At 46.6% G+C, this 23,807-nt stretch carries 20 protein-coding genes; all 20 read left to right on the top strand.

Translation table 11 applies throughout. From position 1 onward, the window contains the following. The first annotated feature begins 23 nt into the window (after positions 1–23). The 20 genes from NYE72_RS23290 to NYE72_RS23195 all read left to right on the top strand — a co-directional run bounded on the left by NYE72_RS23290 (position 24) and on the right by NYE72_RS23195 (position 23,778). Positions 24–1,295: an adenosylhomocysteinase gene (locus tag NYE72_RS23290; RefSeq protein WP_170914265.1), complete on the top strand. Its 1,272-nt coding sequence runs from the start codon at positions 24–26 to the stop codon at positions 1,293–1,295. A gap of 263 nt (positions 1,296–1,558) precedes the next feature. Then, on the top strand, positions 1,559–1,996 hold the full coding sequence (gene mraZ / locus NYE72_RS23285) for a division/cell wall cluster transcriptional repressor MraZ (protein WP_036683674.1): 438 nt from the start codon (positions 1,559–1,561) through the stop codon (positions 1,994–1,996). A gap of 36 nt (positions 1,997–2,032) precedes the next feature. Further along, positions 2,033–2,986: a 16S rRNA (cytosine(1402)-N(4))-methyltransferase RsmH gene (rsmH, locus tag NYE72_RS23280; RefSeq protein ID WP_036683671.1), complete on the top strand. Its 954-nt coding sequence runs from the start codon at positions 2,033–2,035 to the stop codon at positions 2,984–2,986. A gap of 23 nt (positions 2,987–3,009) precedes the next feature. Further along, positions 3,010–3,402, top strand: a complete 393-nt coding sequence (locus NYE72_RS23275) for a septum formation initiator family protein (protein ID WP_036683668.1) — start codon at positions 3,010–3,012, stop codon at positions 3,400–3,402. 46 nt (positions 3,403–3,448) lie between these two features. Beyond that, a complete protein-coding gene (locus tag NYE72_RS23270) occupies positions 3,449–5,683 on the top strand; it encodes a penicillin-binding transpeptidase domain-containing protein (protein ID WP_076141838.1) in 2,235 nt (744 codons plus the stop codon). Between the two features lie 79 nt (positions 5,684–5,762). Continuing rightward, positions 5,763–7,688, top strand: a complete 1,926-nt coding sequence (locus NYE72_RS23265; protein ID WP_036683661.1) for a stage V sporulation protein D — start codon at positions 5,763–5,765, stop codon at positions 7,686–7,688. Between the two features lie 55 nt (positions 7,689–7,743). Further along, a complete protein-coding gene (locus tag NYE72_RS23260; protein ID WP_036683658.1) occupies positions 7,744–9,231 on the top strand; it encodes a UDP-N-acetylmuramoyl-L-alanyl-D-glutamate--2,6-diaminopimelate ligase in 1,488 nt (495 codons plus the stop codon). Next, the gene (murF, locus tag NYE72_RS23255; RefSeq protein ID WP_038572862.1) at positions 9,228–10,634 is read left to right on the top strand and encodes a UDP-N-acetylmuramoyl-tripeptide--D-alanyl-D-alanine ligase; all 1,407 of its coding nucleotides are present in this window, start codon (positions 9,228–9,230) and stop codon (positions 10,632–10,634) included. The genes NYE72_RS23260 and murF overlap by 4 nt, the downstream gene beginning before the upstream one ends. Positions 10,635–10,655: 21 nt before the next feature. Beyond that, positions 10,656–11,621 (top strand): phospho-N-acetylmuramoyl-pentapeptide-transferase, encoded by a 966-nt coding sequence (gene mraY, locus NYE72_RS23250; protein WP_036683653.1) that lies wholly within the window; start codon positions 10,656–10,658, stop codon positions 11,619–11,621. A 3-nt stretch (positions 11,622–11,624) separates the two neighbouring features. Next, positions 11,625–13,046 (top strand): UDP-N-acetylmuramoyl-L-alanine--D-glutamate ligase, encoded by a 1,422-nt coding sequence (murD, locus tag NYE72_RS23245; protein WP_076098548.1) that lies wholly within the window; start codon positions 11,625–11,627, stop codon positions 13,044–13,046. Between the two features lie 49 nt (positions 13,047–13,095). Further along, positions 13,096–14,193: a stage V sporulation protein E gene (gene spoVE / locus NYE72_RS23240; RefSeq protein ID WP_036683647.1), complete on the top strand. Its 1,098-nt coding sequence runs from the start codon at positions 13,096–13,098 to the stop codon at positions 14,191–14,193. A gap of 5 nt (positions 14,194–14,198) precedes the next feature. Next, entirely contained in the window at positions 14,199–15,311 is a 1,113-nt protein-coding gene (murG, locus tag NYE72_RS23235) for an undecaprenyldiphospho-muramoylpentapeptide beta-N-acetylglucosaminyltransferase (RefSeq protein WP_036683645.1), read from the top strand. A gap of 206 nt (positions 15,312–15,517) precedes the next feature. Beyond that, entirely contained in the window at positions 15,518–16,801 is a 1,284-nt protein-coding gene (murA, locus tag NYE72_RS23230; protein ID WP_036683642.1) for a UDP-N-acetylglucosamine 1-carboxyvinyltransferase, read from the top strand. 64 nt (positions 16,802–16,865) lie between these two features. Continuing rightward, positions 16,866–17,621: an FtsQ-type POTRA domain-containing protein gene (locus NYE72_RS23225; protein WP_036683639.1), complete on the top strand. Its 756-nt coding sequence runs from the start codon at positions 16,866–16,868 to the stop codon at positions 17,619–17,621. 343 nt (positions 17,622–17,964) lie between these two features. Then, complete coding sequence (gene ftsA, locus NYE72_RS23220; RefSeq protein WP_036683637.1) at positions 17,965–19,227, top strand: cell division protein FtsA; 1,263 nt, start codon at positions 17,965–17,967, stop codon at positions 19,225–19,227. A gap of 61 nt (positions 19,228–19,288) precedes the next feature. After that, positions 19,289–20,410 carry a cell division protein FtsZ gene (gene ftsZ / locus NYE72_RS23215; RefSeq protein WP_076129065.1) on the top strand — a complete coding sequence of 374 codons (1,122 nt, stop codon included), beginning with the start codon at positions 19,289–19,291 and terminating at the stop codon, positions 20,408–20,410. A 269-nt stretch (positions 20,411–20,679) separates the two neighbouring features. Next, complete coding sequence (spoIIGA, locus tag NYE72_RS23210; protein WP_036683940.1) at positions 20,680–21,627, top strand: sigma-E processing peptidase SpoIIGA; 948 nt, start codon at positions 20,680–20,682, stop codon at positions 21,625–21,627. A gap of 92 nt (positions 21,628–21,719) precedes the next feature. Next, on the top strand, positions 21,720–22,442 hold the full coding sequence (gene sigE / locus NYE72_RS23205; protein WP_036683937.1) for an RNA polymerase sporulation sigma factor SigE: 723 nt from the start codon (positions 21,720–21,722) through the stop codon (positions 22,440–22,442). Between the two features lie 78 nt (positions 22,443–22,520). Beyond that, on the top strand, positions 22,521–23,303 hold the full coding sequence (gene sigG, locus NYE72_RS23200) for an RNA polymerase sporulation sigma factor SigG (RefSeq protein WP_036683631.1): 783 nt from the start codon (positions 22,521–22,523) through the stop codon (positions 23,301–23,303). A gap of 130 nt (positions 23,304–23,433) precedes the next feature. Next, complete coding sequence (locus NYE72_RS23195) at positions 23,434–23,778, top strand: YlmC/YmxH family sporulation protein (protein ID WP_036683628.1); 345 nt, start codon at positions 23,434–23,436, stop codon at positions 23,776–23,778. Positions 23,779–23,807 lie beyond the last annotated feature (29 nt).

Raw genomic sequence — 23,807 nt, 5'->3', positions numbered from 1 at the left:
TCACAAAACTTTTAGGAGGTTTCATAATGAGTTCATCTAAACAAAATAGTATCGTGGCTGATATGTCACTCGCACCGGAAGGGCATTTGAAAATCGACTGGGTTCGCCAGCATATGCCGGTACTGAACCGTATTCGTGAGCAGTTTGAAGCAGAACAGCCATTTAAAGGTCTAAAAGTTTCGATTACATTGCATTTGGAAGCTAAAACCGCGTATTTGGCGAAGGTTGTCAAAGCTGGTGGTGCAGATGTAACCATTACAGGTTCGAATCCACTTTCTACACAGGATGATGTATGTGCAGCGCTTGTGGAGGATGGAATCACAGTATTTGCTAAATACAATCCGTCTCCTGAAGAATTTAAAGCCCTTAATATCAAGGCACTGGAGAGCAAACCGGACTTGATTATTGATGACGGTGGGGATTTTGCTACATTGCTGCATTCGGAGCGTCCTGATCTGATGGAGAATATTCGCGGGGGTGCTGAAGAAACAACTACCGGGATTATTCGTCTAAAAGCTCTGCAAAAGCAAGGCGTATTGAAGTTCCCAATGGTCGCGGTTAATGATGCCTACTGCAAATATTTGTTTGATAACCGTTATGGCACTGGCCAATCGGCATGGGATGGAATTATTCGCACAACCAACCTTATCGTAGCGGGTAAAACAGTAGTTGTTGTCGGTTACGGCTGGTGTGGTAAAGGTGTTGCCATGCGCGCCAAAGGGCTTGGAGCAAAAGTGGTTGTCACAGAAGTTGATGCGATTAAAGCCGTTGAAGCACATATGGACGGTTTTGAAGTAATGCCAATGCTGGAAGCAGCTAAGGTTGGTGATTTCTTCGTTACAGTAACTGGTAACCGTTATGTAATTCGCGGTGAACATTATGATGTGATGAAGGATGGAGCGATCATGTGCAACGCGGGCCATTTCGACGTTGAAGTGAATAAGCCTGAGTTGTCGGAAAGATCCGTATCCCAACGTACCGTTCGCAAAAATATCGAAGAGTACCAGCTTCGTGACGGACGTAAATTATATCTGCTTGCCGAAGGCAGACTTGTAAATCTGGGTGCTGCTGATGGTCACCCTGCTGAAATTATGGATACAACCTTTGCGCTCCAGGCGCTGTCGCTGAAATATGTAAATGATAATTATAAGAGCATTGGCGTAAAAGTTGAAAATGTTCCTTATGAGCTGGATGAGCAAGTAGCACGCTATAAGCTGGAAAGTCTGGGCATTAACATAGATAGCCTGACTCCGGCACAAGTGGATTATTTGGACAGCTGGAATTTGAACGATTAATAACTGAACGTATAACAATAAAGTGTATTAACCAGTGTACCTTGAACTGAAGCAACTTTTTTAACAAAGCCATGCAACGGACAAGATTCCGATTGTATGGCTTTTTTCTGTGGAGAAATGTTTTTCGGGAAACGAGCTATCTGATTTAGGAAAAATTTCCTTGGCCAGAAAAAGGTTTTTGATTTTTAATGGCGAATCTATTATGCTTAAGTGGTGAAAAGTGGGGTAAAGTGGGGATTCGGGGATTAGGGGTGGGAAAAAGGATGTTCATGGGAGAGTATCAACACAGCATTGACGACAAAGGCCGAATCATTATTCCGGCTAAACTCCGTGAATTGCTCGGAACCTCCTTCGTGACGACCCGCGGCCTAGACTCCTGCCTGTTTGTTTATCCCATGGAAGAATGGGCAATCATGGAACAAAAGCTTAAAAGCCTTTCGCTGATGAAATCAGATGCCCGCGCATTTAGCCGCTTTTTTTTCTCAGGTGCAACTGAATGTGTTTGGGATAAGCAGGGAAGGGTAAATCTGCCGGCTAATTTACGGCAGTATGCCAAACTGGACAAAGACTGTGTCATTCTGGGCGTTTCGAACCGGGTGGAAATCTGGAACAAAGAGCTTTGGGAACAGTACTTCGAACAGTCCGAGGAATCGTTCAACGAAATCGCTGAGAAATTGGTGGATTTCAATTTTGATCTATAAAACACAATAACGAATACTGTCCTGGAGGGATGCAGCTTGTTTCACCACATCACGGTGCTTAAGGAAGAAGCGACAGAAGGGCTGCACATCAAAAAAGACGGAATCTATGTAGATTGCACTCTCGGTGGAGCGGGACACAGCTCACTTATCGCTTCCAAGCTTAGCGGCGAAGGCCGTTTAATCTGTTTGGATCAAGATGATTGGGCTTTGGAGAACGCAAAAGAAAGATTAGCGGAATACGGAGACAAGGTTGTGACTATTAAGACTAACTTCCGTGATCTGGAGAGTGTACTTAAGGATGTGCCCTTTGTGCCACAAACAGATGGTATTCCCCAAGTAGATGGAGTGCTCTTTGATCTTGGCGTATCCTCTCCCCAGTTTGACGAAGGGGAACGAGGCTTTAGTTACAATCATGATGCTCCGCTGGACATGCGCATGGATCAGTCAGCACTTTTGACGGCTGCTGAAATTGTGAATACATGGTCCGAGCAGGAGATTGCCCGTGTTCTTTTCCAATATGGAGAAGAGAAATTCTCGCGGAGAATCGCTAGAAAAATTGTAGACAGAAGAGAAGAAGCTCCTATTGAGACAACAGGAGAATTAGCAGAACTGATCAAGGAAGGTATCCCGGCAGCTGCTCGAAGAACAGGAGGGCATCCCGCTAAACGTAGCTTTCAAGGATTAAGGATTGCTGTGAATGACGAATTGGGTGCTTTTGAAGAAGGGCTACATAGTGCAGTACGTTGCCTTGCACCAGGAGGCAGAGTATCCGTCATCACCTTTCATTCGCTCGAAGACCGAATTTGCAAGCAAATTTTTAGCAGCTATTTAAGCAGATGTACATGCCCGCCTGACTTTCCGTTTTGCGTATGCGGCGCGAAAGGCACGCTTAAGTTAATCAATCGTAAACCGCTTGTGCCTTCTGAAGAAGAGCTTGAGCTTAATACCCGAGCCCGCTCAGCTAAGCTGCGCATTGCAGAAAAATTGTAATTGACGATAAAGGAGAGTCAGAGATGGCCTATACCCGCGGCAATTTAGCAGTTCAGCCCAAAAGAAAAGAAGAGGTAAACCCCCTTTACCGCGAGAAGACAAAAGTAGTTACCAGACGAAGAGTACTTCCGCTGCAAGAGAAACTTTTGTATATGCTGACGCTAGGAGTATGCGTTCTGGTGGCGATCACCCTGATTTCACGTTACGTCCAAATTTATGATTTGAACTTGCAGGCTCAGAAATTAGATCAGGATATTGCAACAGCCAAGAAGCAGATTTCTACGTATCAGATGGAAAAGCAGAATCTAGAGCAGAAAGTCGCCCAAAAAGCACGGGATCTTGGTTATGTGTCTCCGGATGAGAATGCAACAATCTATATTCCGGCAAGCTCGGCAACGACTCCAGGTGATAATTAGTGAGCGATTGGCAAGATCGCAATAAAAAAAGTTGTGAGGTTCGCTTATGCTGAAAAGAATAAAACTTCGCACGCTGTTTATAGGAGGGTGTATTACCCTCTTTTTTCTTGTTTTGATCGTTAGAGTGTTCTGGATTCAAGTTATGCAAGGTGAGGAATGGCAGGAAAAGGCCGCCACACTTTGGGCACATACCTCAACTATCAAAGCGGAGCGAGGTACGATTTCTGACCGTAACGGGAGTGTGCTCGCTAGCGATGTCCCTGCTTATACCGTGGTGGTGAATCCTGAAGTGATTCAACAACAAGGCATCGGGGAAGAGGTCATCACAGGATTACACGAATTGCTAGGCAAACCAGAGGATGAGCTGCGTAAGCTGGTTGAAGCCAAGGACGAAAAGACGGGTGCTTACCTCAAGAACCGTGAAATACGTAATGAAGGCTGGAAGATTGATCAGGAGCTTGCCGATAAGGTGAAAGAATTTTATGTAGCCCTAGGTAAAGAACATAAAATTCAAGAGACCGGTATTGGGCTTGTTAGAGAGCAGAAACGATATTATCCAAAAGATGAATTAGCTGCACATATCTTAGGTTATACAGATAGGGACGGCAATGCTATCATGGGACTGGAAAAATACTTTGATACGGAGCTTAAGGGTGCCGATGGCAAGCTGCTTTATCAAAGTGACGGTCAAGGGGTAAAATTGCCGGATTCACAAGATACCTATAAGCCAGTAGTAAATGGAAGTAATTTCAAGCTTACAATCGATAGTACGATCCAGCATTATATAGAAGAGGCCATGCAAAAGGCGTATGCGCAATATAAGCCAAAAAGTATGAGTGTCATTGCTGCTGATCCGAACACGATGGAGATTTTGGGATTAGCCAACATGCCTACCTATAATCCAAATGAATTTTGGAAGACCGGGGCTGAAGGGGCAGGATTCTATAATCATGCTATTAAATCTACTTATGAGCCTGGTTCCACCTTCAAAATTGTAACGCTTGCCGCCGCAGTAGAAGAGAAGCTTTTTGATCCTGTTGCGACATTTTTGTCCGGGTCCATCCGGATAAAGGGATATAGTAAGGCACTGCATGATATTAATCATGCTGGATGGGGGCAAATCAGTTTTCTTGAAGGTGTGAAACGTTCTAGTAACGTTCTATTCGTTAAGCTATATGAAATGCTCGGACAGGACAAGCTATTACAGTATATCAATGATTTTGGCTTCAATGAGAAAACGGGAATCGATCTGCCAGGAGAAGCAAGCGGGGTCGTTAACCCTAATGTTGGACGTCCTATAGAAATTGCGACACTCGCATATGGACACGGAAAAGTGCTAGTAACCCCACTTCAGCAGCTCGTTGCCGTATCTGCTATCGCTAATGGGGGGAAGTTGATGACTCCGTATGTAGTTAAGGAGGTCACAAACCCTAACACTGGTGAGACAAAGGTTACTCAGCCTAGTGTAGTGCGTCAGGTGATTGATGAGGAAAGCGCCAAGAAAACGGGTGAATATTTGGAGCAGGTTGTTGCTGACCAAGTAAAAGGAACAGGCCGCAACGCTTATATTGACGGCTATCGCGTGGCAGGAAAGACAGGAACGGCTATCAAGGTTGAAGGTAAGGATTATGTGAAATCCAAAGTACTTGTCTCCTTTATTGGTTATGCTCCTGTTGATGATCCAAAGATCGCTGTTATTGTCATTATTGATGAACCGAACGTTGAGGTTGGCGGCGGTAAGGCAGCTGCTCCAGTATTTAAAGAGATTGTATCCCAGTCTCTGCAATACATGGGAGTACCTAAGCTGGCGTCTGAGGCTAGTGATAGCAGCAGCAAAAAGCCGGCTAAGACTGAAACAGTCGCACTTCGGACTACACCAGATCTAACAGACAAGACGATGAAGGAAGCAAGAGAAGCACTTTTGGATCAAGGCTTCGATTATGTAGTGGTCGGAGAAGGATCTGCTGTAGAGAGTCAATATCCTGAGGCAGGTACGAAGCTTGCTACAGGGCAACGGATCTATTTATTAAGTCCGCAGGGGGCTCAGCCTACCATTCCAGATTTAAAAGGGGAATCCCTGCGTGATGCACTTGAAATTCTAACTCTACTAAAAGTAGAGATTGCGGTAGACGGAGAAGGTTACGTCTCAGAACAGATTGTAGGAACGCAAAATGGCAAGACCTTGGTCACTTTGAAAATGAAGCCATTAAATGATTATGGCGAAGATATTCCCGTGGCCCCGCCTGCTGATGAGGGGACAGATTCCGAGAGCGGAACATAGCTTGTTCTAACCCCTGTTTGTCCCGAATAGTCATGAAGATAAGAGCTCATGTCTATTGTTGAAAGTGGGGGAGAACGGAATGAAGGTTTCCAAAGTCGTAACACGGCGGAGAATGCTGTGGACATTGCTGGGACTGGCAGTGTTATTCGGTTCGCTGGTCGTGCGTCTTGCGTATGTGCAATTATCTCAAGGCGAGGAATTGACTGCGAAGGTAGAAGATTCCTTGCGCCGCAATATTCCTTTTACCGCTAAACGTGGTGAAATTATGGATCGTGAAGGTGTGCCGCTCGTTTCTAATATCACCACACCTACAGTGTATGCAGTACCGGTGCAGGTAAAAGAGAAGCAAAAGACAGCACAGCAATTAGCTCCACTGCTTGGGATGACTGAGGAGAAGCTGATGACATTGCTGTCCAAAAAAGAAATGTCGGTGAAACTTCAGCCCGGCGGCCGCAAAATTACGATGGATCTTGCCGCGAGCATCCGTGATTTGCAGCTGCCGGGCATCGTTGTCGCTGAGGATAGCAAAAGATATTACCCTTACGGCGATTTAGCCGCGCATATTTTAGGCTTCACAGGTATAGATAACCAGGGTATTACAGGAGTAGAGAGTATATATGACAATCTGCTCAAAGGCATAGCCGGCAATATTTCTTATTTGTCTGATGCAGGCGGAAGACTTATGCCTGGCTCATCTGAGAAATATTCTGCCCCTCAAGACGGACTTAATCTGGAGCTGACGATTGATAAACAGATCCAGTCCATTATGGAACGTGAGCTGGATCAGGCTATGGTAAAATATCAGGCGCAGGGTGCTTGGGCTATAGCTATGAATCCGAAGAATGGTGAGATACTTGCCATGGCTAGCAGACCGGGGTATGAACCAGCATCATACAAGGAATATGATGCGCAGATTTACAACCGGAATCTGCCTATCTGGATGACCTATGAACCTGGTTCAACGTTCAAAATCATTACTCTGGCTGCTGCGCTGCAGGAAGGTAAAGTAGATCTTCAGAACGATCATTTCTATGATCCGGGTTTTATCGAGGTAGCGGGCGCAAAGCTGCGCTGCTGGAAAAAGGGCGGCCACGGTAGTCAAACCTTTTTACAGGTAGTTGAGAACTCCTGTAACCCTGGGTTTGTCGCCTTAGGGCAACGGCTGGGAAAAGAATCACTTTTCAAATATATTCGTGATTTTGGTTTTGGCAGTAAAACGGGAATTGATCTGAATGGGGAAGCTAATGGCATTCTGTTCAAGCTCAGTCAAGTAGGTCCGGTAGAGCTTTCGACTACAGCCTTCGGCCAAGGGGTTTCGGTTACGCCTATTCAGCAGATAGCTGCGGTATCCGCAGCTATCAATGGTGGCAATCTCTATAAACCACATGTAACAAAAGCATGGGTTAACCCGGTTACGGGAGAGACTGTATCAGAGGTGAAGCCAGAGCTTGTGCGGCAGGTCATTTCGGAGGAAACATCCAAGAAGGTGCGGGCAGCACTTGAGAGCGTGGTTGCCAAAGGCACAGGACGGCCGGCTTTTATTGACGGCTATCGTGTAGGTGGCAAGACGGGTACTGCACAGAAGGTTGTAAATGGACGTTATTCTCCAACAGAGCACATTGTTTCTTTTATTGGCTTTGCGCCAGCGGATGATCCTCAGATCGTTGTGTACACTGCCGTGGATAATCCGAAAGGGATTCAATTTGGGGGTGTGGTTGCAGCTCCAATCGTGCAAAATATTTTGGAAGACTCACTGCACTATATGAAGGTTCCGGAGCGCAGTGATCAGCTTCCCAAAACTTATAAGTATGGCGAAACTCCGATAGTGACCGTACCTGATCTTACCGGAGCAACGGTGCAGGATATCTATGAGGATTTAAATATGAATTTTAATCTTGCACGTTCAGGCACAGGAAATACGGTCATCAATCAAGCTCCTAAGGCTGGGGCCAGAGTAGAACAGGGCTCAACCATCAGGATTTATATGGGAGCATCTAGTGAATAATGATTAAGGTATAAGGTTTCAGCTCGTATCCGAAAATGTAGAGTGAGGGATTACTATGAAAGTTAACGAATTATCTGCTTGTCTTGCTACTTCGCAACTATACGGGGATGGAGATGTGGAGATTACTGATCTTCAGACGGATTCCCGCCGTGTAGGCCCGGGAGATCTATTCATCTGTTTGCCTGGCCACACCGTGGACGGGCACAAATATGCGCCGCAAGCAGTAGCCTCCGGAGCGGCGGCTATTGTATGTGAGCACAAGCTGGAGCTTGATATCCCGCAGATTGTTGTGGATGACTGCCGGTTTGCGATGTCTGTCATGTCGAATGCTTTCTTTGGCTCACCTAGCAGCCGGATGAGAATGATCGGGGTGACGGGCACAAACGGCAAAACAACAACGACTTATCTCATTGAGCGGATTATGCAGGATCAGAATATGAAGACAGGTCTGATTGGAACGATTCAAATGCGCTATGACGGCAAAAGCTACCCTATGTCAGGAACAACTCCGGAGTCGCTAGATCTGCAGCGGTCCCTTCATGATATGGCTTCCAAAGGTGTGGAGTGTTGCGTAATGGAAGTATCCTCTCACGCACTTCAGCAAGGACGTGTGAAGGGTGCGGACTTCCGTACGGCAATTTTTACGAACTTAACCCAAGATCATCTGGATTATCATCATACAATGGAGGAGTATCGGGCGGTTAAAGGGCTCTTTTTCTCCAGATTAGGAAATGTGATCTCTCCGTGGAAGGAAGAACGCAAATATGCGGTGTTGAACGCGGATGATGAAGCAAGTCACTATTTTGCAGCCCAAACTGCGGCGGAAGTGATTACATATGGCATTGATAACAACGCTAATGTCCGAGCTTCGCAAATATCGATCACTGCAAAAGGAACTTTTTTCCATGTTGATACGTTTAAGGGGAAGACGGACATTTCGCTCCGTATGGTTGGAAAGTTCAATGTCTACAATGCACTCGCGGCGATTACAGCTGCTTTATTGGAAGATGTCTCTCTGGCTGATATCAAGACTAGTCTTGAGGCAATCGATGGTGTAGCTGGACGGGTGGAGTCAGTGGATGAAGGTCAGGAATTTGCTGTTATCGTTGACTACGCACATACACCAGACGGGCTAGAGAATGTATTAAAGACGGTCTGCGAATTTGCTACCGGCAAAGTGCTTACAGTGTTTGGCTGTGGCGGAGACAGAGACCGGACGAAACGTCCATTAATGGGGAAGATCGCTGCACGATATAGCGACATGGTATTCGTAACTTCTGACAACCCTCGGACGGAGGACCCTCAACTAATCTTGAAGGATATAGAAGCAGGACTAGTAGAGGATGGAGTCACCTCTGACCGGTATCATATGATTGTTGATCGCCGAGAAGCTATCGGGAAGGCTATTGAAATGGCAAGCCCTGGCGATGTAGTATTGATTGCGGGGAAAGGTCATGAGACCTATCAACTGATTGGCGGAGTGGTTCATGATTTCGATGACCGCATCGTCGCTAAAGAAGTTATAAGGGGCCGAAACTATTGATTACAAGAACGCTTGAAAATATTGCTGCCATGTGCGCAGGGGAACCTGCTGCTGTCGAAGCTATGAATACAACCCTTACGGGAGTCGTTACCGACTCCCGTAAGATCACACCCGGCTGCCTGTTTGTGCCTCTATCTGGAGACAAATTCGATGGTCACCACTATGCTGCCGCAGCACTGGCTGCTGGTGCTGGCGCAACCTTGTGGCAACGCGATAAAGGACCGGTACCTGAAGGTGGCGGAGTTATTATTGTTGAAGATACGCTGGAGGCTCTCCAGAAGTTGTCCGCTGCTTATCTGAAGGAAGTGGCTCCGCAGGTTGTCGCTGTTACGGGCAGCAACGGGAAAACAACAACAAAAGATATCATTATGTCTCTGCTTGAAGTGCAGTTCAAAGTGCACAAGACAGCGGGGAATTTCAATAATCATATCGGTCTTCCGCTTACTATTTTATCCATGGCTGAGGATACAGAGATCGCTGTACTTGAAATGGGGATGAGCTCGCGGGGAGAAATTGCTCTGCTGGCTTCTTTGGCTGAACCTGACGTAGCGGTAATTACTAATGTAGGCGAGTCGCATTTACTGCAGCTGGGGTCACGTAAAGAAATAGCCCGCGCCAAGCTGGAGATTGCTGAGGGGCTGAAGCCGGGGGGACTGCTGATTTATAACGGTGACGAACCGCTGCTGACTGAGGTAATGCAAGAGTCCACTTTTAAGGCTCCAGAAGGGATGAGAACCTTCCGTTTTGGTCTAAATGAGGATAATGATGATTATCCAACAGGGATGATGTCCCATACTGGTGGCATGACGTTCACGTCAAGCCGTCATAAGGAACATGCTTTTACATTACCGCTGCCAGGTCAGCATAACGTTGTTAACGCTCTGGCTGCACTAGCGGTTGCTCGTCATTATGGGGTTACGGAGCAGAATATGAAGGACGGTCTAAGCAAGCTCAAGTTGACGGGCATGCGGATTGAAGTGATTCGAACTTCTTCCGGACTTACGCTTTTAAACGATGCTTATAATGCCAGCCCTACTTCTATGAAGGCGGCTATAGATGTCCTGCAATCTATGAAATGCAGTGGCAATAAAATCGCTGTGCTCGGGGACATGCTGGAACTTGGGCCGGAGGAAGTAGAATTTCATCAAGAAATAGGCTACTACCTTGACCCTTCATTAACTGATTTTGTATGTACTTACGGACCATTATCCGTTCATATTGCCAAAGCAGCAGAAGAGAAATTCGGCAAAGAGCGCGTAAAAGCTTTTACAGATAAAGCGGAACTAACCGCTGTCCTTCTAGAGAAATGCAGTGCTAAGGATATTGTTCTATTTAAAGGATCAAGAGGAATGAAGCTCGAGGAAGTGCTTCAGAGCCTAAATAAAGATATTCAACAGACCTAAATCATTGGAGGGGGTGTACCCATGGATTATCAACTATTGTTATTGACTATTGCTGTTTCCTTTATCCTTGCGGTCATTGCCGCTCCGCTCTTCATTCCGCTTCTGCGCAGGATGAAATTCGGACAGCAGGTGCGAGATGACGGACCGCAAACCCATTTGAAGAAAGCGGGAACGCCGACTATGGGCGGTATCGTGATTATCGTAGCTTTTACCTTGTCTTATCTGAAATTTTCTGTGGTGAATACAGATTTTTACGTACTGCTCGTAGCTACGCTTGGTTTTGGATTGATCGGGTTTTTGGATGACTATATCAAAATTGTATTTAAGCGTTCCTTAGGGCTCACAGCACGTCAAAAGTTATTTGGACAGCTGCTGGTTGGTGCTCTGATGTGCGGTCTTCTGATTTATGCCGGACACAGTACAAGTATCAGCGTACCAGGTACTGATTTCAGCTTTGATTGGGGTGGCTGGTTCTATTATCCATTCATCATTATTATGATGATGGCAGTGACGAATGCCGTTAATTTTACAGATGGAGTCGATGGACTGTTGTCTGGTGTCAGTGCCATTGCCTTGGCCGCATACGCGGTGGTGGCAATGCAGGCTACGTCTATTGCGGCAGGTGTATGTGCTGCGGCAATGATTGGTGCTGTATTAGGCTTTCTTGTGTTCAATGCCCACCCTGCTAAAGTGTTTATGGGGGATACGGGTTCGTTTGGTATTGGTGGTGCTATAGGTGCTATTGCTATTGTCACGAAGAGTGAGCTGCTGTTTCTCATCATAGGCGGTGTCTTTGTAATTGAAATGTTATCCGTTGTGATTCAAGTGGTTTCATTTAAAACCCGTGGCAAACGTGTATTCAGAATGAGCCCGATTCACCATCATTTTGAGCTTGGTGGCTGGTCGGAGTGGCGTGTGGTAATTTCGTTCTGGGCGGTTAGCTTGGTGTTGGCTGCTGTGGGACTATTTATTAGCAAGGGGTTGTAGAGAATGAAACATCCAGATATGTATCATGGTGAAGAAGTTGTGGTTCTTGGGCTTGCTAAAAGCGGTGTCCAGGTGGCTAAAGTGCTGCATGAACGCGGCGCTATAGTTACGGTTAACGACAAAAAGGAAAGAGATCAAAGTCCCGAAGCTTCCGAATTGGAATCTTTGGGAATTTGTGTTATATGCGGCGGGCATCCGGAAGGACTTATTCATGAAGGTGTAAGTCTGGTAATCAAAAATCCAGGCATTCCTTATTCTGCGCCCCCTGTACAAAAGGCAATTGAGCTTGGAATTGAAGTGGTCACAGAGGTAGAGGTGGCTTATCGACTTTGTGCAGCGCCGATGATCGGCATCACAGGCTCCAATGGCAAGACGACAACGACGACCTGGGTAGGCCATATGCTGGAAGCTGCGGGAATGAACCCTATAGTTGCGGGCAACATTGGTACGCCTCTTTGTCAGGCTGCACAAGAGGCTACAGAGGATAACTGGATGGTGGTCGAGCTTAGCAGCTTTCAACTCAAAGGTACGGAGACCTTCCGGCCAAAGATAGGCTGTCTGCTGAATATTGCAGAGACTCATCTGGATTATCATGGAAGCATGAAAGATTATGTGGATTCCAAAACCAAGCTGTTCGCTAATCAATTAGCTACGGATACAGCAGTGCTGAACTGGGATGATCCTGTCTGCCGGGAACTTGTGCCCTATGTGAAGGCTTCGATTCTTCCATTCTCCTTGTTTGAGGAGCTGCCTCATGGAGTATTTGTTAGCCCGTCCTATATTACGGGGCAAGATGATGAGCTGAAGCGCCACATTATCTATCGCGAATCTGCGGACAAGGAAACGATAATCGCGGATGTGGATTCCATCGCTCTTCCGGGTCGCTTTAATGTGGGGAATGCGCTGGCTGCCTGTGGAATTGCTATTGCCGCTGGAGCTGACCCCTCTCTATTAAGCGAAGTGCTTTCTTCTTTTCGTGGTGTGGAGCACCGCCTGGAGTATGTAGCTGATAAGGCTGGAGCCGCTTATTACAACAATTCCAAAGCAACGAACTCCAAAGCGACAATTACGGCTTTGACATCGTTTCAGCGTCCGGTGGTATTGATCGCTGGCGGATTAGACCGTGGCTCCGATTATATGGAGCTGCTGCCTGTCCTGAGCGGACGCGTCAAAGCTTTGGTGGCGTTAGGACAAACCAAGGACAAGCTAATAAATGTAGCACAGCTGGCAGGATTAAAGCAGATTATCTCCGTCGATAATGGGGAGAGCGCCGCCGCCGTGCTGCAAGCAGCTGTGCGGGAAGCTTCCGCTCTGGCGGAAGAAGGAGATATCGTTCTCCTGTCTCCTGCATGTGCTAGTTGGGATATGTTTACATCCTATGAAGAGCGCGGGTGTATTTTTAAAGAGGCGGTGCATAACCTTTAAGTAGGGGGGTGGATAAGCCCCTACTACGGATGCAAGAGGTGTGCTCCTGATGAACAAAACTCGTCATGCTCCCGATATTTGGTTGCTGATTCCCATTCTTTCTTTGCTGGTAATCGGCATGGTGATGGTATACAGCGCCGGATCTGTCTTGGGCTTCCGCAATTATGGAGATTCGTTTTACTTTGTAAAGAGGCAGCTTTTGTTTGCAGGACTGGGACTTGTTGCAATGTTTGTTACAGCGAATACAGACTACAAAGTGTTAAAAAAGCTGGCTAAGCCGGCACTGATTGTCTGCTTTATCCTGCTCGTTATGGTGCTTATTCCCGGCATTGGTGTAGTTCGCGGGGGAGCGCGCAGCTGGCTCGGAATCAGCTCCTTCGGGATTCAGCCCTCCGAGTTCATGAAGATGGGGATGATTCTATTTCTGGCGAATTGGCTGGGAAAAGAAGAGTATGATATCACCTCCTTCACTCGTGGCTTACTTCCACCGTTAGCGCTTATCGGATCAGCCTTTGCACTGATTATGCTCCAGCCGGATCTGGGTACAGGTACCGTTATGTTTGGCGCAGCCTTGATGATGGTCTTTACAGCTGGGGCAAGAATGAAACATCTACTCTCACTAGGAGTAGCTGGCGTGGCTGGGTTTGTTGCTTTGGTTGCCGCAGCACCTTACAGGTTGCAGCGGATAACCGCTTTTCTTGATCCTTGGTCCGATCCCCTCGGTGCAGGCTACCAGATTATTCAGTCGCTATACGCGATTGGCCCTGGAGGGCTTGGGGGTCTCGGACTTGGAATGAGCCGGCAGAAGTACAGTTATGTACCTGAGCCGCAGACCGATTTTATTTTTTCTATATTGGCCGAGGAACTGGGGTTTATCGGTGGTTTGGCTGTGTTGATCCTGTTTCTTATTCTAATCTGGCGCGGAATGAAGGTGGCGATGAGTCTGCCTGACCGTTTTGGAAGCTATTTGGCCGTTGGCATCGTCTGTATGGTGGCTGTGCAAGTCATTATTAATATTGGTGTGGTCATCGGTCTAATGCCTGTAACAGGCATCACACTTCCTCTGATTAGCTATGGAGGTTCTTCGCTTACACTGATGTTAACCTCCCTGGGCATTCTATTGAACTTATCCCGTTATGCGAGGTGAAAGACATGCGTATCGTATTAAGCGGCGGAGGCACGGGTGGTCATATCTATCCCGCAGTCGCTGTTGCTAGACAACTGGAAGCAGAAGATAGTGAATCTACCTTCCTGTATATTGGTGGAACGCGTGGCTTAGAGAGCAAGCTTGTTCCCCAAGAGAATATCCCTTTCAAATCTATCGACATCACTGGCTTTCGGCGCAAGCTGTCCATGGACAACGTCAAGACGGTGATGCGTTTTTTAAAGGGCGTTAAGGCTTCCAAAGAAATGTTAAGAGAGTTTAAGCCTGATGTTGTAATTGGTACAGGCGGTTATGTATGTGGTCCGGTCGTTTACGCTGCATCCCGGCTGGGTATCCCAACCTTGATCCATGAGCAAAATGCTATCCCTGGTTTAACAAATCGTTTTTTAAGTCGTTACGCGAGTACAGTGGCCGTAAGCTTTGAAGGGACAGAATCTGCTTTTCCGGGGAGCAAGCACGTAATCTACACAGGTAATCCTCGGGCAACGACGGTTACTACGGCTAGTCCACAACGGGGGTTTGCCTCGCTGGGCATTCCGGATAACAGCACGGTTGTTTTGGTTGTTGGCGGCAGTCAAGGGGCTAAGGCTATTAATAAAGCCATGATTGAAATGGCCCCATTTGTGGGTAAGGGTAATGGTGTTCATTATGTTTACGTTACAGGTGAGCCTTATTTTGAGGATACCCGTGCTGAATTGCGTCAGAAGCTGGGTAGCACACCGAACTGGCTGCATGTCCTACCTTATGTTCACAATATGCCGGAGGTCTTGGCTTGTACCTCCTTAATCGTAAATCGGGCGGGGGCATCCTTTCTCGCTGAGATTACAGCGCTGGGTATTCCTTCTGTACTTATCCCTTCTCCTAATGTGACGAACAATCACCAAGAGGCGAATGCAAGACAGCTGGAACGCGAAGGGGCCGCTGTGGTGCTGCTTGAGAAGGATTTGAATGGTAAGGCGCTTTATGAAGCTGTGCAAGCAATCATTGGAACTGAAGCTGTACGCCAAAAAATGTCCGAGGCTTCCAAACGACTGGGCAAAAGGGATTCTGCTGCCATTGTCACTAACGAACTCCGAAGACTAGCCGGTAAACAGTCTTAAGCCATTTACCTTTGAGAGGTATTTTCCTTATTGGCAGCTCTCTGTCACACACTTGGAGGAACGAACATAGGATAATCCTATAATCGTGACAATCACCCAGAACACTTCCTAACCTGAAAGGTAGTGCAGGATAATCTTGTACATTTCATATGACCTTGTATCGGAAGTGTTTGTGGTGGGTGAGCGGTAATCTCGGAGGTGATACATTGGACAAATTGGTGATTGAGGGTGGAAGTCCCCTGTCAGGCACCATTCGTATCCATGGAGCAAAAAATGCGGCGCTGCCGATTCTAGCGGCAAGCCTGCTGGCCGAAGGAGTTCACTCACTGCATAATGTGCCGAAGCTGCTGGACATCGAGACTATGCTAGACATCTTGGATCGGCTGGGCTGCAGGTGCGTGCATCAAGAGGATACGGTGACGATAGATACGTCAGCCGTGGGGACATCTCATGTACCTGAGGATTTGATGCGGCAGATGAGATCTTCCATTTTTTTAATGGGACCGCTGTTATCCAGATTTGGTGAGGTAACGATCTATCAGCCTGGTGGCTGTGCGATCGGGGAGCGTAAAATCGATCTTCATTTGCAGGGTCTTAAAGCACTGGGGGCGGAGATCGAGGAAAGCAACGGACGAATATCCTGTCGGGGCTCAAAGCTTGTAGGGAGTGATATTCATCTCGACTATCCAAGTGTTGGAGCCACGGAGAATATTATGATGGCTGCCGCCAAGGCAGAGGGGACAACGACGATATCGGGAGCAGCAAGAGAGCCGGAAATACAGGATCTACAGCAATTTTTGAATAGTATGGGTGCTCAGATTATCGGTGCAGGCACGGATACCATTACGATCCAGGGTGTCAAAAACTTATATCCCTGTACGTACGAGGTAATCCCAGACCGGATAGTGGCTGGAACTGTAATGATTGCTGCGGCAGCTACACGTGGGAATGTGACCTTGACACATACGAACGCCGGGCATCTGACTTCGCTTATTCATGTGCTTAAGCGGGCTGGTGTTCAAATCACAGTATGCAATGATATAATTAATGTCAGCTGCATGGGACGTCCGCGTGCGGTTGAGAGAATCGTAACCTCTCCTTATCCTTCTTTCCCGACGGATCTGCAATCTCAGGTCATGGTGCTGCTGTCGCTCGCCGATGGTTTTAGTGTGATCAAGGAAACGGTGTTTGAGGGACGGTTCAAACATGTGGAAGAAATGGCCCGGATGGGTGCTGACATCTCTATCGATTTGAATCGTGCGTTTATTCGCGGCGTTCAGAGATTGTATGGTGCTACTGTGGAAGCTACTGATTTGAGGGCGGGTGCAGCTCTGGTCATTGCCGGGCTTGCTGCACAAGGGACTACGGTCGTTGAGCAAGCGCATCACATTGACCGTGGTTATGATGGAATAGAGAAGCTGTTTCAGAAGCTTGGCGCGCGTATAAGCCGTAAGGTGCCTGTAACGGATCCACTTGATTTGGCCAATTAAAGCTCCCTGTCTCCTTCCAGATCTCTCAGAGAAGGAGACAGGGCCTTATTACGGAGATATGAGAATGACTACAACCCGATTACCTCTTCTTAAAGAGGACAAGCCTAAGAAAAAAATGAGCCGTAAGATTACGGCGATCCTGCTGCTGCTGTTCACTGCGCTTCTTGCTGTGATTTTTTTCAGATCGTCTATTAGCCATATTACAGTGATAGATTTTCAAGGTAGCAAGTATTCTACTAGTGAAGAGTTACTCTCACAAAGTGGAATTAAAATAGGTGGGCAATTCTTTGCTGTATCAACTAAAGCTGTGGAAGAATCTCTGCTGAAGCTTAAGACGATTAAAGACGTCAGCGTGCAGAAGAATTTCCCCGGGGTGATCACAGTAAAGATTGAGGAATTCCCTGCGGTAGCTTATGAACTGGAACAGGGAGGCCTCTTAAAGGCGATTCTGTCCAGTGGAGCTGCAGTGCCTGTTAATGAGACTGGAATTGCTGTTGAGAAACCTATATTAACGAACTGGGACCCGGAAGATCCGAATAAGGCTAAGCTTTGTCAAGCATTAGCAAGCATTCCTAATGAATTGACAAGTGATATCTCTGAGATTGTTCCCTCGCCAACCTTGTCTTTTCCAGACCGGATCAAGCTCTATACTAGATCCCGTTTTGAGGTGATTACAGCCATCTCTTTGCTAAAGAGCAAGGTGTCCTATTTGAATCAGATTATAGAGACTGAACAGCCTGGACTCATTAAAATGCTAGAAGCCGATTCATATGTTCCTTTTCAGGTGGAAAGCGATGAAGAAGATGTTGCGCAAGATTAGTGTGGAGGTAAATAGTCCCTACTAATAGAGTTAAAAAAATGCTACAATCGGAGTTACGGGCAAGAAGCTATATCCCTCTTTTTTCTTCGATTTTTTTGAGATATAGTACTATATTTGGTTGAAATGACCAATTAGGCCGATATTTCTTGTGATAATTGCTATTTTTACAATAACATATGAGTAACTATTCACATTTGGGGATGTTGGAATATTATTCCGTTCAAAAAATTTGTAGAAAAAAGAGGGAAAGGATTAGGTATGTTGAATATGTACAGAGAAGTTTCCCGGGACCGGGATAAGGTAATGCAATTAATTATGATTATAACAGGAGGTGCCATAGGACTTGAGCAACAATGACATCATTGTTAGTTTGGACATCGGTACATCCAAAGTTCGGGCAATAATTGGGGAAGTTACCAATGGAACCTTTAATATTATTGGCGTTGGATCTGCTGATTCGGAAGGAATACGTAAAGGCGCGATTGTAGATATCGACCAAACTGTGCAATCGATCAAAAGTGCTATAGATCATGCAGAGCAGATGGTGGGTATTCAAATATCAGAGGTTTATGTAGGCATTTCCGGTAATCATATTGGCCTGCAATCCAGCCACGGTGTTGTGGCCGTTCAGAATGAGGATCGTGAAATCGGCGATGATGATATCGATCGCGTAATTAAAGCTGCGGAAGTCATTGCTATGCCTCCGGAGCGTGAAGTGATTGATGTTGTTCCCAAACAATTTATCGTCGATGGTCTTGAAGGAATTCAAGACCCGCGCGGAATGATTGGTGTTCGTCTGGAAGTTGAGGCAACAATCATTACGGGTGCTAAGACGCCAATACATAATCTACTACGCTGTGTTGAGAAATCAGGGCTGAAGGTAAAGGATCTTGTGCTGATGTCTCTTGGAGCTGGTGGATTGGCGCTGTCCAAGGACGAGAAATCGATGGGATCTGTTCTGGTTGATATTGGTGCGGGCTCAACAACAATAGCCATATACGAAGAGGGTTCTCTTAGTGCAACCTCCACGATTCCGATCGGAGGAGAATTCGTAACCAATGATATTGCCTACGGACTTCGGACACTTACTGATCAAGCGGAGAAGGTAAAACTTAAATATGGTTGCGCATGGATTGACGATGCAGCCTCAGACGTTGTCTTCAAGGTATTGCGCATTGGCAGTAACGTGGAGAAGGAATTTAACCAAGAGGATCTGGCGGCAATTATCGAGCCAAGGGTGCAAGAAATATTCCACCTGATTCGTCAAGAAGTTAAACGGCTTGGTTACAGTGAACTGCCTGGAGGTTATATACTTACAGGTGGGACTGTCTCGATGCCGGGTGTATTGAAAGCTGCTCAGACCGAGCTGGCTGCATCTGTACGCATCGCCGTGCCGGATTATATCGGTGTACGGGACCCTGGGTTTACCGGCGGTGTCGGTATTCTGCATAATGTTGTCCGTAGTTTCCGAGCAAGAAACAGTGGTGGAAGCAGCAACAAAAAGACGGTCAACCGGAGCAAGCAGAACGCCACTCCGAGTCAGGAAACTGTTCAGAAGCCCGGATTTGTGGAGCGTCTAAAAAATATGTTTAGCGAGTTTATATAAGTGTAAGTCCAGATATACTTGGACCGGCCATCCAAGCACATTGAGGGGGAGATGGAACAATATGTTAGAATTTGATTTTGAAATGGAGAGCTTGGCGCAAATAAAAGTCATCGGCGTGGGCGGCGGAGGTAGTAATGCTGTCAACCGGATGATTGAAAACGGCGTTCAGGGTGTAGAATTTATTACGGTTAATACAGACGCCCAAGCGTTGCATATGGCCAAATCGGAGCACAAGCTGCAGATTGGGGACAAGCTGACCCGTGGTTTGGGTGCAGGCGCCAACCCTGAAGTCGGTAAGAAAGCAGCGGAGGAATCCCGTGATCTGATTTCGAATACCCTTAAAGGTGCAGATATGGTATTTGTTACTGCAGGAATGGGTGGCGGTACAGGTACAGGGGCGGCGCCAGTTATAGCTGAAATTGCTAGAGAATGTGGAGCCCTGACTGTGGGTGTAGTTACTCGCCCGTTCACTTTTGAAGGAAGAAAACGTTATAACCAGGCAATGCTTGGAATCGAAGCTTTGAAAGAAAAAGTCGACACGCTAATCGTCATTCCAAATGACCGTTTGCTTGAGATCGTTGATAAGAAAACACCGATGTTGGAAGCTTTCCGTGAAGCAGATAATGTTCTCCGGCAGGCTGTTCAAGGTATCTCTGACCTAATTAAGGTTCCTGGTCTGATTAACCTTGACTTTGCGGATGTAAAGACGATCATGACAGAGCGCGGTTCAGCGCTTATGGGAATTGGTATAGCAAATGGTGAGAACCGTGCGTCTGAAGCAGCACGTAAAGCCATCATGAGCCCACTCTTGGAAACGTCTATTGAAGGCGCCCGCGGCGTAATCATGAATATTACGGGAGGATCTAACCTCTCCCTATACGAAGTCAATGAAGCGGCTGAGATTGTTACATCCGCCTCTGATCCTGAAGTGAATATGATCTTTGGTGCGATAATTGATGAAGGCCTGAAGGATGATATCAAAGTAACAGTAATTGCTACTGGCTTTGAACATAAACCATCACCTGAAGCACCAGGACGCCGTCCGGTCTCGACGAATAACGAGCCAGCGGCAGCACCGGATAAGAACGCTGCTAATCTGCGTCCGTTCGGGAATCAGAATACGTCAGATCAATTAGATATTCCGACGTTCCTGCGTAACCGTAATCGTGGCAACAATGACTAATTAAATATTTTTATTAAGAGATATGAAGCACCGTATTCCCCAGCTAATAGAGCTAGGGCAATGCGGTGCTTTTTTTTATGTGAAATGTTGTTCAGTAGGAATAAAACCCTCCCGCGCTATAACTCGACAAAAAAACCTTAAGAATGCCCCCCAAGTTTAGACAGACTTTGAAAGCGAGACTTTTTATACTAATCATATCGTCCAAAAAAACAGAGCCTGATCCATTTTGGCTACAGGATAGATTCCGCCATAGTAGGCAGGTGAATGCACTGGTTGTTTATATTGACTTGATATTCGCCGCCAATCTAGTGATCGACGGAATTCTATTGTGGCTGACAGGCTGGATGGTCAAGCTGAGGATATCATGGTGGCGGCTAGTCCTCTCAGCTCTGGTTGGTGCGCTCTATGTGGTGATGATGTTTGTGCCGGAGTTGTCTTTCATGTATACCTTCCTCATTAAGTTTGGATTGTCGGTGGTTATGCTATGGATTGCCTTTGGTTTTGGGAGTCTGCAAAGCTACCTTCGCACTATGGGAGCTTTTTATATTATCAACTTTGCAGCTGCTGGTGGGATTGTAGGTATTCACTATTTGCTGCAGAGCTCCGGTGATATTTGGAATGGTATTATGTTCACTGCTTCAGGAGGGCATGCTTACCGCCTAAAGATTGGTTTTTGGTTTGTAATTGCAGTATTTCCCCTGGTGTTAATCTGCTTCAAGGCAGTGCACTCCTCACGAATCAGAAGGGAGCAGCTTGAAACCTATATCGGTGAGGTGGTAGTAGAAATTGATGGAGTGACTGTTTCCTGTCCCGGCCTGCTAGACACAGGTAACCGGCTTTGTGATCCTTTGACCCGCATACCGGTGATGGTTATGGAATCTTCGCTCTGGGAGGGACATCTGCCTGAAACATGGAAAGGTAGACTCACTCAGGACGGAGCGGACAAACTTTTACTAGAAACGGACGGGCAGTCGTTTGCTTGGCAGGACAGGATGCGTCTGGTGCCTTACAGGGGAGTTAACCGGGGGGCATCATTTATGCTTGCACTGAAGCCTGATCAGGTGACGATAAAGCTTGGTGAAGATATCTTTTATTGTAAAAGAGTCTTGATCGGGCTGGATGGTGGGACATTGTCGGGGGATGGAGCCTATCGGGCTGTAATACATCCTGATTTGACTCAAAAAGAGAGCGCTATTGATGCAGCACTGCCTTCCTAATCTTTAAAGCTAGCTGAACCAAACTTCTGATGGCTGAAAGCGGGATTTGAAAGCTTCACACGCGAACCGTGCACTTCTTGGAGGAGGAACAAATAATGGTCAAATGGAAAATTGCTCTGCAGCTGCAATATTACCGCATGCTGTTTCTACTAGGGCTGAAGAGTCAGGAAATCTATTATATTGGCGGGAGTGAGGCACTTCCTCCACCGCTGACACGGGAAGAAGAAGAGTATCTGCTTCAGCGGCTGTCTAGCGGCGATGCAGCTGTTCGTGCGATGTTGATTGAGCGCAATCTTCGCTTGGTAGTATATATCGCTCGTAAATTTGAGAATACCGGCATCAATATCGAGGATCTGGTTTCGATTGGCGCTATTGGCTTAATTAAGGCTGTGAACACTTTTGATCCTGAGAAAAAAATAAAACTGGCTACTTATGCATCCCGCTGCATAGAGAATGAAATCTTGATGTATCTGCGGCGGAACAGCAAGACACGGAGTGAGGTTTCTTTTGATGAGCCGCTTAATATTGATTGGGATGGCAATGAATTATTGCTTTCTGACGTATTAGGAACGGAAAATGATACCATTTATCGGAACATAGAAGAACAGGTTGATCGCAAGCTGCTGCAAAAGGCACTGGAAAAGCTGAGTGACCGGGAAAGACTCATTATGGAGCTGAGATTTGGCCTGCGCGGAGGCGAAGAAAAGACACAAAAAGATGTGGCCGATCTGCTTGGCATCTCCCAATCTTATATTTCGCGGCTGGAGAAAAGAATTATCAAGCGGCTGCGCAAGGAGTTTAACAAGATGGTGTAAGGTGAAATTAGCAAGGAATAAAATGGCGAGCCCGGGAGATAATGTACAGTAATGTTTCTCCTTGGGAGGTAAATCATCATGACCCGTAATAAAGTCGAGATTTGCGGTGTGGATACTGCTAAGCTGCCTGTTCTAACGAATGTGGAAATGCGGCAACTGTTCACTTCGCTGCAGCAGCAGGGCGAGCGATCCGCCAGAGAGAAATTGGTAAACGGTAATCTTAGACTTGTTCTAAGCGTTATCCAGAGGTTCAATAATAGGGGAGAATTTGTTGACGATTTGTTCCAGGTGGGTTGCATCGGTCTGATGAAAGCCATTGATAATTTCGATTTATCACAAAACGTTAAATTCTCCACATATGCAGTTCCGATGATTATCGGTGAGATTCGGCGTTACCTGCGTGATAACAACCCGATTCGGGTATCACGTTCTCTCAGAGATATCGCCTACAAGGCGCTCCAGGTACGTGATAGTCTGACCAATCAGAACTCGCGGGAACCGACGATATTCGAAATATCAGAAGCGCTGGGTGTGCCGAAGGAAGATGTTGTATTTGCTCTTGATGCCATTCAGGATCCAGTGTCCTTATTCGAGCCGATCTATCATGACGGCGGCGATCCTATTTATGTAATGGACCAGATTAGCGACGATAAGAATAAGGATGTGTCGTGGATCGAAGAAATTGCATTACGTGAAGCGATGCGTAAGTTAGGACAAAGGGAGAAACGAATTTTATCCATGCGGTTTTTCGAAGGGAAAACACAGATGGAGGTCGCAGACGAGATTGGCATTTCACAGGCACAGGTCTCACGTTTGGAGAAATCTGCGATTCAGCAAATGCAAAAACACGTGAAATCTTAGAGCAGTAGCCATGAGGAGATATTCCAGAATCCGGGTTAAGGATTTTGGGCGATCTCCTCTTTTTAATGAATGTAGACAAGCTTCCGTATCATATATTGGACTATAGGTCGGATTGTACAGGGGTGGTGAGATGAACGAGGATTATCAAGGGTCTGCCAAAAAAATGAAAATCTCTGATTTTCAGACGAAGGATGTTATCAACATTGTAGATGGCAAGCGGCTGGGGCAGATTAGTGATCTGGAGCTTGATTTGCGCCGTGGTGTCATAGATGCCATCGTTATACCCGGATACACTCGGTTTATGGGATTGTTCGGAGGCGGGACAGATCTGATTATTCCATGGCGGAATATAGTCAAGATCGGGTCCGATGTAGTGCTCGTGAAGATTGAAGAGTCACGGATGTCTCCGGGACAGGAAGAGCGGGAAACGATGTATCTGGAGCGGGGAGATCGCAGCGAACGGCGCACTTATTAATTAGGTGCGTTTTTTGTTTTTTTATTTAA

It is taken from the genome of Paenibacillus sp. FSL L8-0333, from assembly GCF_037965665.1.
Taxonomy (GTDB): domain Bacteria; phylum Bacillota; class Bacilli; order Paenibacillales; family Paenibacillaceae; genus Paenibacillus_AQ; species Paenibacillus_AQ odorifer.
The sequence above is the reverse complement of the archived record's forward strand: the minus strand, read 5'-3'. Positions and strand labels throughout refer to the sequence as shown.